This window comes from Thermohalobaculum xanthum, assembly GCF_016623495.1.
Lineage (GTDB): Bacteria > Pseudomonadota > Alphaproteobacteria > Rhodobacterales > Rhodobacteraceae > Thermohalobaculum > Thermohalobaculum xanthum.
The window spans coordinates 131,805-146,704 of record NZ_JAEHHL010000002.1; the positions used below are offsets into that span (position 1 = coordinate 131,805).

The window sequence follows — 14,900 nt, forward strand, 5'->3', positions numbered from 1 at the left end:
GCAAACCGCGGCGAGATGGCAGCTTTGCGCCCCAAGATATTGTGCGGGCGTCCGGCACACCCTACTCTCCGGCTCGCGACACCCTGTTACCATCCCCCGAGCGAGGCCCCATGACCATCGACTCCCTCAGCCCACAGGACGCCCTCGTGGCCGTGATGATCGCCGTCTCAGCCGCCGATGAACGCGTCTCGGACCGGGAGCTCGCGTGGATCTTCTCGATCATCGACATCCTGCCGGTGTTCCAGGGCTATGACCGCGACCGGGTGAGCAACGTGATCGGCCTCGTGCACGAGCTGTTCGAGGACGAGGACGGCATCGACGCGCTGGTCGGCCTCGTCGACCAGGCCCTGCCCGATCACCTGCACGAGACCGCCTACGCGCTGGCCTGCGACGTCTCGGCCGCCGACGGCAAGGTCGAGATGACCGAGTTGCGCCTGCTCGAGATCCTGCGCTACGACCTCGGCGTCGACCGGCTCACCTCGGCCGCGATCGAGCGCGGCGCCCGGGCCCGGCACCAGCGGCTCGAGCCGCGGGAAAGCGCGTGACGCTCAGGCTTCACTGGTCGCCCGACAGCGCCAACCTGGTCGTCCGCCTCGCGCTCGAGGAACTTGGCCTGCCCTTCGAGGCGGTCCGGCTCGACCGCTCGGCCGGCGCGCACCGAAGCCCGTCCTACCTGCGGCTCAATCCCCAGGGCCTGATCCCGGTGCTCGAGGACGGCCCCCTCGTGCTGTTCGAGACCGGCGCGATCCTGCTGCACCTCGCCGACCGTACGGGCCGGCTCGGGCCCGAGGGGCCTGATGCCCGCGACCCGGCCACCCGGGCCGCCTTCCTGCGCTGGCTGTTCTGGATCTCGAACACGCTGCACGCAGATCTTCGTGCGGCGTTCTACACGCACCGCTATGTCAGCGAGGCGACGGTGCCCGAGCTGCGCGCCGGCCTGTCGCGCCGCGTCGCCGAGCATGTCGCGCTGGTCGAGGGAGCCATGGAATCCGGTAACTGGCCGGCGGGCCCAGCGCCGTTGCTGACCGATCTCTATCTCGCGGCCTGCCTGCGCTGGGCGCGGCTCTACCCGAGCGCCGGCCCCGCGACGCTTGGCGCGGCGCCGACGGGGCGCGTAGGCGCGCTCCTCGCGCATCTCGGCACGCGCCCCGCCGTGAAGCGCGCGCTCGCCGCCGAGTCGATCCCGTCGGCCGATTTCCTCGACCCGGTCGGTCCCGCGCTGCCGCCGGCCGAGATCACGGGCTAGCCGCGCGACCCGGGCTTGCCACCGTCCGCCATCGCGATCCAGTTTTGCAGCAGCACCTTCTCGAAGCCCCGTGCGCGTCCCATCCAGGCCCGGTCGATGTGTGACACCCCGCCCGAGCGCCGGTCGAGATCGTTCGAGAACACCGCGAAGGCCAGCCGCCGGCCGCCGGGCGTGATGACATAACCCGCAAGACCGCGCACGAAGTCCATCGTCCCCGTCTTGGCCACGATCAGCAGCTTGTCGTGGTCGAGGCCGTCGCCCTTGGTCGCGACGTTATAGGGACGCAGCAGCCGCGCAACGCCTCCTGGCAGGCGCGGATCGGTCCGCTCGGCCCCCTCCGGCACGGGCCGGGTCGTCGCCGCGCGCAGGAAGGCCACCATCCGCTCGGCCGAGACGCGCGAGCGCGTGGTCAGGCCCGAGTGATTGGCGAAGGCAAAGCCCGGATCGTCGACCGGGAAACCCGCGAACGCCCCGGCCCACCGGTTCATCGCCGCGGCGGAGCCCATGGGGCTGCCCAGCTCACCGCTCGACGCCTGCCCCACCACCTCGGCGGTCAGGTTGGTCGAATGATGCAGCATGCCCTCGAGTATCCCGACCAGCGGCGCGCTGCGCTGCGTGGCGAGGATAACGTCCTGCGGTCCGGAGGCGCCCGGCACGGCCTCGGGCAGCGCGATCCCCTGCGTCGCGCAGAGCGCCGCGAACACCTCGCCGGCATAAGCCGCGGGCTGGCGCACCGGCAGCCAGCGTCCGCCCCGGCGCTTCAACTCGCGCCCCGCGATCTGCCAGACCTCGGAATCGCCTTGCGTCGAATAGGCGAAGACGTTCAGGTCCGGTGCGTCCGAGGCGACGACGCGCACGCCCTTGACCCCCGGATCGAGCCGCAGCGCCCTAGCGCTGACGCGGATGTCCGAAGGCCCTGCCTTGTCCGGCCATTCGACGCGCACCCGGTTGAAATTGAGGTTTAGCCCCGAGATCGCGGGGTTGTAGGCCGCGTCCTCGGGCTGTGACGGGTCGATCGCGGCGATCTCGGGCGCGTGCCCCGGATCGACCAGGAACCGCCCCGTGATCCGCCGCACGCCCGCCCTCTGCAACGCCATCACCAGCGGCAGCAGCGCGTCGGTGTCCAGCTCGGGGTCCCAGCCGCCGGCCAGCACGAGGTCCCCCTCGATCCGGTCACCCACGACGCGCCCACGCATGGCAAGCCGCGTCTCGAACCGGTGTCCGGGGCCCAGCCGCTCGAGCGCGTAGGCCGCGGTCGGCAGCTTGGCGACCGAGGCAGGCGCCTGCGGGACGCGCGCCTCATGCGCGTCCAGAATAGTGCCGCGGTCAAGGTCGACGACCAGCCACGAACTGACGCCGCTTGGCGCCTGCGGCAGCGTCACGACCGCCGGCACCCCCCGGGCGCCGCCCGGCCGCGGCCTTGGCAGCGGCGCCTCGAACGCAAGGGCGCCACGCGCCAGCGCCGTGGCGAGCAGCCCCGCAAGAACCGCCCGCCGTCGAATTCCAGTCGTCATTCTGTCTCCGCCACCGGCTTCGCTGAACCGAGTCTCCCAGAGTGCCCATCACCGCGCAAGCGCCACCCGGCGCGATCGCCTCAGATCGCGGCGGCAGTCATGGCCAGTGACCGCGCGCCCGGATGCCGGTCGATGACGCCTCCGACATCGGGCCGGTCAGCAGCACCCAGCCGGGGCCCCCGTCCCGGCCCAGCCCCGCCGCCGCCGAGGGCGGCCACCGCAGCCGCGCGAAACGCCGCGCGGCCGGCGAGAGCCCGGCCCTGAGCTGCTCGCCGGGCCGGGCCATGACGCCGACCGGATGGCGCGTGATGATCTCGTCCCACCGCTCCCAGCGGTGAAAGCTCGCGAGGTTGTCCGCCCCCATCAGCCAGACGAAGCGCACGCCGGGATAGCGCGCGCTCAGCCGCTCCAGCGTGTCGGCGGTGTAGCGGCTGCCAAGGCGCGCCTCGATATCCGTGACCAGCACCCGCGGGTCCCGCACCAGCGCCCGCGCTGCCGCCACGCGACGCGCAAGCTCCGCCGGGCCGCGGGTCTTCAACGGATTGCCGGGCGAGACCAGCCACCACACGCGGTCCAGCGCAAGCGCGCGCAGCGCCCAGCGGGTGATATGAAGATGCCCCTCGTGTGGCGGGTCGAACGAGCCGCCGAGAAGGCCGATCCGCTGGCCGGGGAAGGCGATTGGGTCGCTCGGTGGCACGAGATCGGCCGCTTTCCGCTCTGTGACGCAAGGACGCCTAGTGGCGCGAGGCGCAGCCACCCTGTCAAGCCCGGGCACGACCGGACGCGCGCTGTCGGGACCGGGCGGCGGAAGCCGGAAAATCCCCGGCGGCCAAACCATCACTCCGGCCGGCTCGCCGGTGCCGGCACATCGTGGCGCTGCCGCGAAAAGGGCCGCGCCATCCCCGGCGCGGCCCCCTCTTTGCCGTCAGGCTGCCGTCAGGCGAACCACCAGCGCTCGACCAGCTTGTGACCGTCCATGTCCCAGTTCGACGCCATCGCGCCGTGATCCAGCTTGGTGGACCGCGCGAAGACGTAGGACGAGAACATCGGGATCACCGAGCCGCCCTCGTCACGGCAGATCATCTGCATCTCGCGATAGATGTCGCGCCGCTTGTCGGAATCGAGCTCGGCACGCCCCTCCTTGAGGAGCTTGTCGAAGCGCTCGTTCGACCAGAACGCCTCGTTCCAGTCCGCACCCGACTGGTAGACCTGGCTGAACATCCAGTCCTCGGTCGGGCGGCCGCCCCAGTACGAGCCGCACCAGCCCTTCTTCATCCAGACGTCGGACCAGTAGCCGTCCGAGGGCTCGCGCACCACGTTGATGGTGATGCCGGCCTTCGCAGCGGTCTCCGAGTAGAGGATGCCTGCGTCGACCGCGCCGGCGAAGGCCGCCTCGGACATGTGCAGATCCACCGTGAGGTTGTCGAGGCCCGCCTGCTTGAGGTGGAACTTCGCCTTGTCGGCATCATAGGCGCGCTGCTCGAGGTCGGTGGCCAGGTAGGTGTTGGCCGGGCCGATCGGATGGTCATTGCCCAGGGTGCCGTAGCCCTGCAGGATCTTCTGCAGAAGCTCCTCGCGGTCCAGCGCATACTTCAGCGCCAGCCGGATCTCGTTGTTGTCGAAGGGCGCCTGCGTCGACAGCATCGGCAGTGTGTAGTGCTGATTGCCGTTGGTCTGCTCGACCGCCACGCCCGGGGCACGCTTGAGCCGCGCGACCGTCTTCAGGTCGACGCGGTCGATCACGTCGACCTCGCCCGTCAGCAGCGCGTTGGTGCGCGCCGCCGCATCCACGATCGCGATCTGCTCGACCGCATCAAAATGCGCGCGATCCGACTTCCAGTAGTCCTTGTGCTTCTCGTAGGTGCCGCGCACGCCGGGCTCGAACGAGGTGATCTTGTAGGGACCGCAGCCGATGCCCTGCGTCCAGTCGATCTTGCCGTCGGCGGCGGGCATGATCGCGAGGTGATAGTCCGAGACGATGTAGGGAAAGTCGGCGTTGCCGCCCGACAGCACCACCACCACGTTGTCGCCGTCGGCCTTGATATCTTCGATCTGGCTCACGATTCCGGCAGCGGCCGACTTCGAGTCCGGCCCGCGGTGATAGTTGATCGAGGCCACCACGTCGTCGGGCGTCACGTCCTTGCCGTTGTGGAAGGTCACGCCCTTGCGGATCTTGAAGACCCACTGCTTGGCGTCGGGGCTCGCCTCCCAGCTTTCGGCCAGCTCGGGCGCCAGTCCGTTGTTCTGGTCGATCTCGGTCAGGTAGTTGTTATAGATGAAGCCTTGGCCGATGGTGAAGTCGTTCTCCCAGACGCCGGGATCCAGGTTGTCCGTGGTCGAGCCATGCGCCCTGCCGATGCGCATCGTGCCGCCCTGCTTCGGCGTCTGGGCCATGGCCCGGGGCGCCGCCACAAGCGCGGCGCCCGCGGCCCCGAGCTTCAGAAGCTGGCGACGGTCGAGTTCATTCATGAGGATACTCCCTGCGGGGGTCTTTTCGGTCGTGTCCGCTGTGACGCAGCCGCCCCCGGCCGACATCGGTCACGTTTGCGCCGCTTGCGACGCGGCCGCGCCAGTCTTCCCCGAAATCCCGCGTCGCGCCAGCCCATTTGCGGCACTTGGGAGATCACATCCGGGCGAAAGCTGCGGCGCTTGCACGCGTTGCGCCCCGCTACCGGATCCCCGACCCTTGCCCGGACCAGAAATCGTGGGAGGACGCGCGTGAAGACCGGCAACTCCACGGAAAAGAAGCGCCCGCTCGACCGCCTCGACATGAGCCCGAGCCTCGACCGCGAAACCTACGAGAAGAAGCTCGCGCGGGTTCAGAAGCGGCTTCAGCGCATCCAGCACGCCTATCTCTTCTCGGGCAACTCGGCGGTCGTCGTGTTCGAGGGCTGGGACGCCGCCGGCAAGGGCGGGGCGATCCGCCGGATCGCTGCGGTGCTCGACCCGCGCAGCTTCAAGGTCTGGCCGATCAGCGCGCCGCGAAAGTACTACCTGCAACGCCACTTCCTCACGCGCTTCATCGAACGCCTGCCGCCCAATGGCGCGATTTCCGTCTTCGACCGCTCCTGGTATGGCCGGGTCCTGGTCGAGAGGGTCGAGAACCTCACCCCCGCCTCCCGCTGGAAGGCCGCCTACCGCGAGATCAACGACTTCGAGCGGATGCTGACCGACGACGGCACGCGCATCGTGAAGCTGTTCTTCCACGTCACGCCCGACGAGCAGCTCAGGCGGTTCGAGCGGCGGCTCGTCGACCCGATGAAGCGCTGGAAGCTGACCTATGACGACTTCCGCAACCGCGGCCGCTGGCAGGATTACGAGGCGGCGATCAACGACATGCTCGAACGCACCTCGACCCGCCACGCGCCCTGGACGCTGATCGCCGCCAACGACAAGAAGCACGCCCGCATCACGGCGCTGACCCAGATCGCCAGCCGGCTGGGCCGCGGCGTCGACCTCTCGCCACCGACGATCGACCCTCGGGTGATCGAGGCCGCGCGCAGCGAGTTCGGGCTCTCGGACGACATGATCGACGCCCTTGCCGGGCGGGCCCGCTAGGCCGCCGCAGGCCCGCCCTAAGGGCATCACCGACGGCTTCTCCCGTGGCAGCGCCGGGCGCGCCCCGGTGCCGCTTGAACCGCGCCGCCCCCCTACACTATAAGGCGCGCGTTCACCCAGCACCCGTCGAGGATCGAGAATGGCCAGCTACCAGTATGTCTACCACATGGATGGCGTCTCCAAGACCTATCCGGGCGGGAAGAAGTGCTTCGAGAACATCCGCCTCTCGTTCCTGCCGGGGGTGAAGATCGGCGTGGTCGGCGTCAACGGCGCGGGTAAATCCACGCTGCTGCGCATCATGTCGGGCATCGACAAGGACTTCCAGGGCGAGGCCTGGGCGGCCGAGGGCGTGCGCGTGGGCTACCTGCCGCAGGAGCCCCAGCTCGACGAGAGCCTTGATGTGCGCGGCAACGTGATGCTGGGCGTCGCCGCCAAGAAGGCCAAGCTCGACCGCTTCAACGAGGTCGCCATGAAGGTGGCCGAGGACTATTCCGACGCGCTGATGGAGGAGATGACCACCCTCCAGGACCAGATCGACGCCGAGAACCTGTGGGACCTCGACGCGCAGATCGACGTGGCGATGGAGGCCCTGCGCTGCCCGCCCGACAGCGCGCAGGTCAAGACCCTCTCGGGCGGCGAGCGCCGCCGCGTCGCGCTGTGCCGGCTGCTGCTCGAGGCGCCCGAGATGCTGCTGCTCGACGAGCCCACCAACCATCTCGACGCCGAGACCATCGCCTGGCTGCAGAAGCACCTGATCGAGTACAAGGGCACGATCCTGATCGTGACCCACGACCGCTACTTCCTCGACGACATCACCGGCTGGATCCTCGAGCTCGACCGCGGCCGGGGCATCCCCTACGAGGGCAACTACTCGGCCTGGCTCGAGCAGAAGGCCAAGCGGCTCGAGCAGGAGGCCCGCGAGGACAAGGCCCGCCAGAAGACGCTGGCGGCCGAGCTCGAATGGATCCGCCAGAGCCCCCGCGCCCGGCAGGCCAAGTCGAAGGCCCGCATCAACGCCTATAACGAGCTTGCCAGCCACACCGAGCGCGAGCGCGTCGGCAAGGCCCAGATCATCATCCCCAACGGCCCCCGCCTCGGCTCGAAAGTCATCGAGATCAACGGGTTGCGCAAGGGCTATGGCGACCGGCTGCTGATCGACGACCTGTCGTTCTCGCTGCCGCCGGGCGGCATCGTGGGCGTGATCGGGCCGAACGGCGCGGGCAAGTCGACGCTGTTCCGCATGCTGACGGGACGGGAAGAACCCGACGCCGGCAGCATCGAGTTCGGCGACACCGTCAAGCTGTCCTACGTCGACCAGAGCCGCGACGACCTCGACCCCTCGAAGACCGTGTGGGAGGTGATCTCGGACGGCCTCGACATCATCGAGCTGGGCGACGCCGAGGTGCCCTCGCGCGCCTATTGCGGCGCCTTCAACTTCAAGGGCGGCGACCAGCAGAAGAAGGTCTCGCTGCTCTCGGGCGGTGAGCGCAACCGCGTCCACATGGCCAAGCTGCTGAAATCCGGCGGCAACGTGCTGCTGCTCGACGAGCCCACCAACGACCTCGACGTCGAGACGCTGCGCGCGCTCGAGGACGCGCTCGAGAACTTCGCCGGCTGCGCCGTGGTGATCAGCCACGACCGCTTCTTCCTCGACCGCCTGTGCACGCATATCCTTGCCTTCGAGGGCGAGGCAAAGGTCGAGTGGTTCGAGGGCAACTTCCAGGCCTACGAGGAAGACAAGATCCGCCGGCTGGGGCCGGACGCAGTCGAGCCGAAGCGGATCAAGTATAAGAAGTTTGCGAGGTAGCGCCTGTTGGCCGGAAGAAAGCAACATTTCATTCCACAACTCCTTCAGCGTGGATTTTCAACGCGTCGAAAGAACGAGAACTACGTTCATACATTTTTTCGTGATGGGAGATACTTTTTTACAAACACCATAAATATTGGCGCTGAGAGAGATTTTTACACTTTCGAAGGCGCATCATCTCTAGATGACGCAATCACTCATTATGAAGATAGCATTCACTCCGCCCTGCGATTAATATCATGCCATCCTTCCGGCCCTATATATTGCGAATTTATCCCGAAATTAATCGTCCATTTCGAGATTAGAACGAAGACTTTTCGCAATAACCTCCTCAACTCTACCGACGCCCTTATGGACGAGGCTGCCAAATGGTTTAGCTGCCCCAAAACTCTTATGCGATTGCTGGAAACTCACCTTGAGAGAAATCCACACGTTATCACAAACATATTGAAAGAAAATGGGCTAACTACATCAAATATAGTCACTATGAAACCACTTATTAAATCTATAATTATAAAGTTTATTACTGAGTACGCCCCAATTATTTCGAATAGATTTGAAATATCCTTTTCTGAGATTAAAAAATCACTCAATTACTCGATAAGAAATGCGCAAATTACGCTCTTAGAAGAGGAACTAGCGCCGGAGCCGCGTGTTAAGCGATATTCTAATCTTTCTTTCAGATTGGTTGAGGCAGATTATCCTATTTTTATTCTTCCAGACAGCATAATTACGGTCGAAGAAAATGGAATTTGGAGACCATTTCTGACTAATCCAGATGAATTAACAGCAGTCTGCCTCCCAATCTCCCCCACCAAGTGCTTGATTGGGGAGAACGAGGGGAGCGTTGTTGTGGAGAGAAAAATACCTTACCATTCTGCGAGCTGTTCCTATGGCTTTTTCATCGCCGGCGAGCAAAATAATCGAAATATTAAGCTATCCGAGTTAATTGGAAAAAACTCGCAATTATTAACTGAAGAAGAGATGCGATTATTATTCGATGAGATACTGCTTAAATTGACATAACGTCGACAGCGCGCTTAACGGAAGTGAAAGCCGGCTCCGACCGAGCCGCCCAACCATCCGTCCTGCGCGACGCCCGACACTTCTGCCTCCTCCCACCCGCTCGGACTTCAAGGCGGACGGATGGCTGCGGCCAACCGCTCCGCCACCGGGCGAGGCCCGAAAGCCCCGCCCGATCCTCACCCCACCCTTAAGGCAGGATCACCGTGTCGATGACGTGGATCACGCCGTTCGAGGCCTCGATGTCGGCCGTCGTCACGATGGCCTCGTCGACCACGACGCCGCCGCCGGTCGCGTCGATGGCGACGGCCGATCCCTGCACGGTCTTGGCCGACAGCTTCTGGCCCGCGATGTCAGCCGACATCACCTTGCCCGGCACCACGTGGTAGGTCAGCACCGCGACAAGCTGGTCCTTGTTCTCGGGCTTTAGCAGCGCTTCGACCGTGCCGTCGGGCAGCTTGGCGAAGGCCGCGTCGGTGGGGGCGAAGACCGTGAACGGCCCGTCCGACTTCAGCGTATCGACCAGGCCCGCCGCCTGCACCGCCGCGACCAGGGTGTTGAAGTCGTCCGCCGCGACCGCGGTGTCGACGATGTCGGGCTGCGGCGCCGCGGCCTGCATGCTGGGCGTCTGGCTGCAGGCGGCGAGCGCGAGCGCGCCGGCCACGAGAAGGGCACGGATCATCTGGGGTCTCCTTGTTCATTCCGACAATGGACAGATGGACGGGCGAACTAGCCGCGCCGCCCGGCCCGTCAACGTGCCGCCCAGCGAGGAATGAACGTTTTCCACAGGGCGGAAGCGCCGCCCCGAACGGCGCCGAGCGGGGCCGGGGCCGCCGTCACCCTGCCCCGCACCCTGCCCCGCGCCGTGCCCTGCGCGCGAGCGCCGCCCTCAGTCCAGCTGCCGGATGAAGGTCGCCCGTGCATCGCCGCGGCGCGAGGTGTAGTTGGCCTGCAGCGTGTTGGGCCCGGTCATCACGTAGGTGACGCGCGCCCAGCCCGCATCGACCGTGAGCGTGTCGCCCGAGATCGGCGAGCCCGGGTCCATCTGGCTCCCCGGCGGTCGCTCGCCGCAGTTCCACCATGAATAGAGGACCTTGGCCGACGTGCCCGTGACCTCGCTCACCTCGATCGAGCCCATGCAGCCGTCGCCCCAGCTGCCGACCCACTTGCCGCCCCACTGCTGCTTGGCGGCCGCGACCTCGGCCGCCGGCAACGGTGCCGCGGGCTCGCCGCCCGACTGGCAGGCGGCAAGAAGGGCGACCGCGCAGCCGCCCAGGATCATCTGAAAATTCCTCATGGCAAAATTCCCCTTCGGTCCGGGGCCGGTCCGCCCGGATCGCGGCCTCCCCGTGAGCCGATCATATCCCGGATGCCGGTCCCCTTCACGCGCGCCCACGCGGGATTGCCTTGCATTTGGGGCCGGAAACGGCCATATCGGCTCTGCGACGTTATCTCTATCGAACTGCTGTCTCCCTAACCGGCTTCAGTCACTCGATCTTGTCATGACTGCGCCGGGCTGCCGCATATCGCGGGCAGCGATCACAAAGGAGATACTCACATGGCCAACGGCACTGTGAAGTGGTTCAACGCCACCAAGGGTTTCGGTTTCATTCAGCCCGAGGGCGGCGCGAAGGACGTGTTCGTGCACATCTCGGCGCTCGAGCGTGCGGGCATCGACCGTCTCGATGACGGCCAGAAGGTGACCTTCGACCTCGAGACCGGCCGCGACGGCCGCCAGTCGGCCGGCAACCTGCAGCTCGCCGACTGACATACCGCCGCGACGGCGCGCGCCTCATCGCGCCGCGCCTCCGGCAGCCTTCAAGGCCGGCGCATCTCTGCGCCGGCCTTTCTCATGCCTGCCCCCTGCGTCCGGCGCGGCCTCAGCCGGTCCGCGTGCCCCAGGACATGCTGACATTGCTCTGCTTGAGCCGCTGCACCAGCACGCGCAGGTATTCCAGTGCCTCCTCGTGGTCCGTCTCGAGCAGCTTCAGGAACGCCTCGCCGGAATAGACCTTGCAGGTCATGTCCTCGACCGCGACGACGGTGGCCGATCGCGGCGCGCCGTCGAAGGCGCTCATCTCGCCGATGAACTCGCCCGGGCCGCAGGTCGCGGCGACCATGGTCATGCCCCAGTGCTCGCGCCCCTTGCCGCGCACCCGCACCTCGGCGGCGCCCGACAGGATCTTGTAGCACTCGGTGCCGTTCGAGCCTTCCTCGAAGATCGTCTCGCCCGACCTGAACCGGACCTCGCTCATCGGCCACGCTCCTTCGCCTGAACGCGCGCAGCGGCCGTGGGCCGCGCGCCGACCCTCGCGGCGCGAAGCCTAGCACGGATCGCGCGGCGCGGCGCGCGTGGCGGCACGCGGTTTGGCCCCCTGTGCCGTGTTGGCCGGCGCGGTGATGGGCACGGCTGTCGGCACGGCACGGCCGGCCACCCCGGAACCGCCGCCGCGCTCGCGAGTTGTATCAGAGTGATACGCCCCGTTCTTCACGGGGGGCGGATTGCGGCGGCGCCCTCGCGGTGTCGATTCTCCGCCTGAGTCAATGAATTTTCTTTGAAATTTTCTTTAATCCACAAGTAAAGCCTGTGAACAGGAAAATACTGGTCGCCCCCTGAATCCCTCTTGCAGCCGGGCACCCAAGACAACATACTCGAAGCGTTGAGTGGTGCTTTCTCCAGATCTCGTTTTTTCGAGTTTTCTCAAGCCTTTGAACTCCAGGACGGGTGATTCATGGCGGACGAACTCAGGAAGACCACGATCACGTTCTCGCGCCCCGTGCGATTTCCCTGCGGCAACCGCGTGCTGCCCGCGGGCGTCTACTGGATCGAATGGCGCCAGCGCCGCCGGGACGGCGCCGAGACGCCGCAGGCGCCCGAAACCGAGGTCCTTTTGCGCCTCGGCGCCGAGCCGGGGGCCGAGACGCTCACCGTTCAGTGGGGCGCGCTTTGCGCAGCGCTCGCGGGCGACCAGCACTGCGCCGGGCGGTCGCGCAAGCAGCCGGTCGACGAGCTGCTGGCTGACCCGCTGGTCCGCCTGGTGATGTCCAGCGACGGCGTTACCGACCACACGCTGCGCCGAAGCCTGCGCGCGGCGCGGCTTGGCCGCATGGGCCGCACCGCTCTAGGGGGCCGGCTGCGCGTCGGCCGCCCGCAGGTGTCGGGCCACGCACCGGGCCTCGACGAGCGCGGCGTCCGCTCGCCCGAAGCGAGGGGCTGAACGCACCGCGTCGCGGGGGCGGCATCAGCGTCCCCGCGGGATAGTTATCACGTGATCGGTTATTGTTTTAAGTCAAGGGCTTGATCGCGCTTTCACGCGTGAAAGCCATCGCGCAGGCACGGACGGCGGCCGGATCAGTCCTGGAGCAGCACCAGCGCCGAGGCGTCCCAGGCCAGCTTCACCTCGTCGTCCCAGGTGATCTCGCGCTCGGCCGCGCGGAAGCGGTTGGTGCGGGCGACCTTGATCCGCGTGTCCGGGGCGACGCGGACGTGGTAGATCGACATGTCGCCCAGGTAGGCGATGTCCTCGACCCGCCCGATCAGGGTGTTGTCGCCGCGCTCGCCGCTCTCCTCGACAAGGGCGAGCGACATCTTCTCGGGCCGCAGCGCCAGAGCGACCGCGCTCCCGGCGCGCCGCGTGGTCGCCGAGGCGCAGCGCGCCGTGCCGCCGGCCTCCAACTCGATCGCGCCACCCTCGCCGACCCTGCCGGCCAGAATGTTCACGTCACCGATGAAGTCGGCCACGTAGCGCGACGACGGCGCCTCGTAGACCTCCTGCGGCTCGCCAACCTGCGCCACCTTGCCGTCGCGCATCACCGCCAGCCGGGTCGAGACGGTCATCGCCTCTTCTTGGTCATGGGTCACGATGACGAAGGTCAGGCCCAGCGATTCCTGGATGTTGACCAGCTCGAACTGCGTGGCCTCGCGCAGCTTCCGGTCCAGCGCGCCCAATGGCTCGTCGAGCAGCAGGAGCTTGGGCTTCTTCGCCAGCGCCCTGGCCAGGGCGACGCGCTGACGCTGGCCGCCCGAAAGCTGGTCGGGCCTGCGGCGGGCGAACTTCTCGAGCCGGGTTAGGGCCAGCATCTCCTCGACCCGCTCGCGGATCCTGGGGCGCGGCATCTTCTCCATCTGCAGGCCGAAGGCGATGTTCTGCTCGACCGTCATGTGCGGGAACAGCGCATAGCTCTGGAACATCATGTTCACCGGCCGCTCGTAGGGCGCGATGCGCGAGAGATCCTCGCCACCCAGCAGGATCTGGCCGGCATCGGGCGTCTCGAAGCCCGCAAGCATGCGCAGGAGCGTGGTCTTGCCGCAGCCCGAGGGACCAAGCAGGGCGAAGAACTCGCCGCCATAGATGTCGAGCGACACGTGATCGACCGCCACCGTGTCGCCGAAACGCTTCACAAGGTCGACCATCCTCAGATGCGGCACCGCCGCAGGGTCACGCCACTGCTTGACGGGCGTCTCGCGTTTCTCGGCAACCGCCACGGGCAGCCTCCACTCAGGGATTGACGAAGCGCGCACCGCCCCAGCAGGACGATGCGCGCAATCAGGTCACGAGCCGGTCTTGATCCGCGTCCACTCGCGGGTCACGACGCGCTGCTCGCTGGGCCCGTAGGGCGTGGTGACATAGAGCTTCTCGACCGTCTCGGGCGAGGGATAGATCGCCGGATCGCCAATCACGTCCTCGTTCAGCAAAGGCTGCGACGCCATGTTGCCATTGGCGTAGTAGACGTAGTTCGACGCCTTTGCGGCCACTTCGGCGCGCATCATGTAATCGAGGAAGACGAGCGCTTCCTCGGGATGCGGCGCGTCGGCCGGGATCGCCATCTGGTCGAACCACATCAGCGCCCCCTCCTTGGGGATCGCGTATTCGACGGTGACGTTGTTGCCGGCCTCGGCGGCACGGTCGCGCGCCTGAAGGATGTCGCCCGACCAGCCGACGGCGATGCAGGCGTCGCCATCCGCCAGCGCGTTGATATAGGGCGACGAGTTGAAGCTGGTGATCGAGGGGCGGATCTTGGCGATCACCGCCGCCGCCTCGCGGATGTCATCAACGTCCTTCGAGTCGGGGTCCTTGCCCAGGTAGTTGAGCGCGGCCGGGATCATCTCGTCGGACGCGTCCAGCATGTGAACGCCGCAGTCAGCGAATTTCGCGATGATCTCGGGGTTGAAGATCACTTCCCACGAGTCGATCGTGTCCGTGCCGAGGCGCTCCTTCACCGCATCGACATTGTAGCCAATGCCGGTCGTGCCCCACATGTAGTTGATCGAGTACTCGTTGCCCGGGTCATACTTCGCGGTGCGCGCGGCGATCCGGTCCCACATGTTCTCGAGGTTCGGCAGCTTCGCCTTGTCGAGCTTCTGGAACACGCCCGCCTGGATCTGGCGCTGGAGGAAGCTGCCCGAGGGCACGACCACGTCGTAGCCCGAGGATCCCGCGAGGAGCTTCGTCTCGAGAATGTCGTTCGAGTCGAAGACGTCGTAGACGACCTTGATACCCGTCTCCTCGGTGAACTCGGCCAGGATCTCCTCGTCGATGTAGTCCGACCAGTTGTAGACGTTGACAACCTTGTCTTGCGCCGCCGCGGGGAGTGCCAGCAGAGCAACCAGCGCGGTGCCGGTAAGAAGACGAGTCATGATCACCTCTCAGAGTTTTTTCGAGCCTTTCCTGGCTCGATTCCGCGGAAGCTTAACGCTCGCCAAGGGCCTTGCAAGGTCTAAATGCCGCGCTGCGAAACGGGCTTGCAAGCG

General features: G+C 66.5%; 15 protein-coding genes. 7 read left to right on the top strand and 8 right to left on the bottom strand.

Translation table 11 applies throughout. The features are described 5' to 3' along the window. The first annotated feature begins 110 nt into the window (after positions 1-110). Both H0I76_RS05570 and H0I76_RS05575 read left to right on the top strand, forming a co-directional pair. Positions 111-545, top strand: coding sequence for a tellurite resistance TerB family protein (locus H0I76_RS05570; protein WP_200608108.1), 435 nt, complete (start codon positions 111-113; stop codon positions 543-545). After that, positions 542-1,246 carry a glutathione S-transferase family protein gene (locus H0I76_RS05575; RefSeq protein ID WP_200608110.1) on the top strand — a complete coding sequence of 235 codons (705 nt, stop codon included), beginning with the start codon at positions 542-544 and terminating at the stop codon, positions 1,244-1,246. The genes H0I76_RS05570 and H0I76_RS05575 overlap by 4 nt, the downstream gene beginning before the upstream one ends. Here H0I76_RS05575 and dacB read toward each other — a convergent pair. The 3 genes from dacB to H0I76_RS05590 form a co-directional block, all read right to left on the bottom strand. After that, positions 1,243-2,760 (bottom strand): D-alanyl-D-alanine carboxypeptidase/D-alanyl-D-alanine endopeptidase, encoded by a 1,518-nt coding sequence (gene dacB, locus H0I76_RS05580; protein WP_200608112.1) that lies wholly within the window; start codon positions 2,758-2,760, stop codon positions 1,243-1,245. The genes H0I76_RS05575 and dacB overlap by 4 nt on opposite strands. Positions 2,761-2,857: 97 nt before the next feature. Then, complete coding sequence (locus tag H0I76_RS05585; RefSeq protein WP_325166407.1) at positions 2,858-3,457, bottom strand: nicotinate-nucleotide adenylyltransferase; 600 nt, start codon at positions 3,455-3,457, stop codon at positions 2,858-2,860. 239 nt (positions 3,458-3,696) lie between these two features. Then, positions 3,697-5,229 (bottom strand): ABC transporter substrate-binding protein, encoded by a 1,533-nt coding sequence (locus H0I76_RS05590; RefSeq protein WP_200608116.1) that lies wholly within the window; start codon positions 5,227-5,229, stop codon positions 3,697-3,699. 249 nt (positions 5,230-5,478) lie between these two features. On the opposite strand from H0I76_RS05590, the gene H0I76_RS05595 reads away from it, so the two are divergent. The 3 genes from H0I76_RS05595 (at position 5,479) to H0I76_RS05605 (ending at position 9,151) form a co-directional block, all read left to right on the top strand. Further along, positions 5,479-6,318 (top strand): polyphosphate kinase 2 family protein, encoded by an 840-nt coding sequence (locus H0I76_RS05595; protein ID WP_200608118.1) that lies wholly within the window; start codon positions 5,479-5,481, stop codon positions 6,316-6,318. Between the two features lie 139 nt (positions 6,319-6,457). After that, positions 6,458-8,125 carry an energy-dependent translational throttle protein EttA gene (ettA, locus tag H0I76_RS05600; RefSeq protein ID WP_200608120.1) on the top strand — a complete coding sequence of 556 codons (1,668 nt, stop codon included), beginning with the start codon at positions 6,458-6,460 and terminating at the stop codon, positions 8,123-8,125. A gap of 6 nt (positions 8,126-8,131) precedes the next feature. Next, on the top strand, positions 8,132-9,151 hold the full coding sequence (locus H0I76_RS05605; RefSeq protein WP_200608123.1) for a DUF4238 domain-containing protein: 1,020 nt from the start codon (positions 8,132-8,134) through the stop codon (positions 9,149-9,151). A 187-nt stretch (positions 9,152-9,338) separates the two neighbouring features. On the opposite strand, the gene H0I76_RS05610 is transcribed toward H0I76_RS05605, so the two are convergent. Both H0I76_RS05610 and H0I76_RS05615 read right to left on the bottom strand, forming a co-directional pair. Then, positions 9,339-9,830, bottom strand: coding sequence for a fasciclin domain-containing protein (locus H0I76_RS05610; protein ID WP_200608125.1), 492 nt, complete (start codon positions 9,828-9,830; stop codon positions 9,339-9,341). 207 nt (positions 9,831-10,037) lie between these two features. After that, positions 10,038-10,445: a hypothetical protein gene (locus tag H0I76_RS05615; RefSeq protein WP_200608127.1), complete on the bottom strand. Its 408-nt coding sequence runs from the start codon at positions 10,443-10,445 to the stop codon at positions 10,038-10,040. A gap of 261 nt (positions 10,446-10,706) precedes the next feature. Here H0I76_RS05615 and H0I76_RS05620 point away from each other — a divergent pair, with 261 nt between their 5' ends. After that, positions 10,707-10,916 carry a cold-shock protein gene (locus tag H0I76_RS05620; protein ID WP_200608129.1) on the top strand — a complete coding sequence of 70 codons (210 nt, stop codon included), beginning with the start codon at positions 10,707-10,709 and terminating at the stop codon, positions 10,914-10,916. 112 nt (positions 10,917-11,028) lie between these two features. On the opposite strand, the gene H0I76_RS05625 is transcribed toward H0I76_RS05620, so the two are convergent. Then, positions 11,029-11,403, bottom strand: coding sequence for a Crp/Fnr family transcriptional regulator (locus H0I76_RS05625; protein WP_200608131.1), 375 nt, complete (start codon positions 11,401-11,403; stop codon positions 11,029-11,031). 477 nt (positions 11,404-11,880) lie between these two features. Here H0I76_RS05625 and H0I76_RS05630 point away from each other — a divergent pair, with 477 nt between their 5' ends. Next, positions 11,881-12,366: a hypothetical protein gene (locus H0I76_RS05630; protein WP_200608133.1), complete on the top strand. Its 486-nt coding sequence runs from the start codon at positions 11,881-11,883 to the stop codon at positions 12,364-12,366. A 134-nt stretch (positions 12,367-12,500) separates the two neighbouring features. Here the strand turns inward: H0I76_RS05630 and H0I76_RS05635 are convergent, their stop codons facing one another. Both H0I76_RS05635 and H0I76_RS05640 read right to left on the bottom strand, forming a co-directional pair. After that, positions 12,501-13,562: an ABC transporter ATP-binding protein gene (locus tag H0I76_RS05635; RefSeq protein WP_200608793.1), complete on the bottom strand. Its 1,062-nt coding sequence runs from the start codon at positions 13,560-13,562 to the stop codon at positions 12,501-12,503. Positions 13,563-13,700: 138 nt separating this feature from the next. Then, on the bottom strand, positions 13,701-14,786 hold the full coding sequence (locus H0I76_RS05640; RefSeq protein ID WP_200608135.1) for a polyamine ABC transporter substrate-binding protein: 1,086 nt from the start codon (positions 14,784-14,786) through the stop codon (positions 13,701-13,703). Between the last annotated feature and the right edge of the window lie 114 nt (positions 14,787-14,900).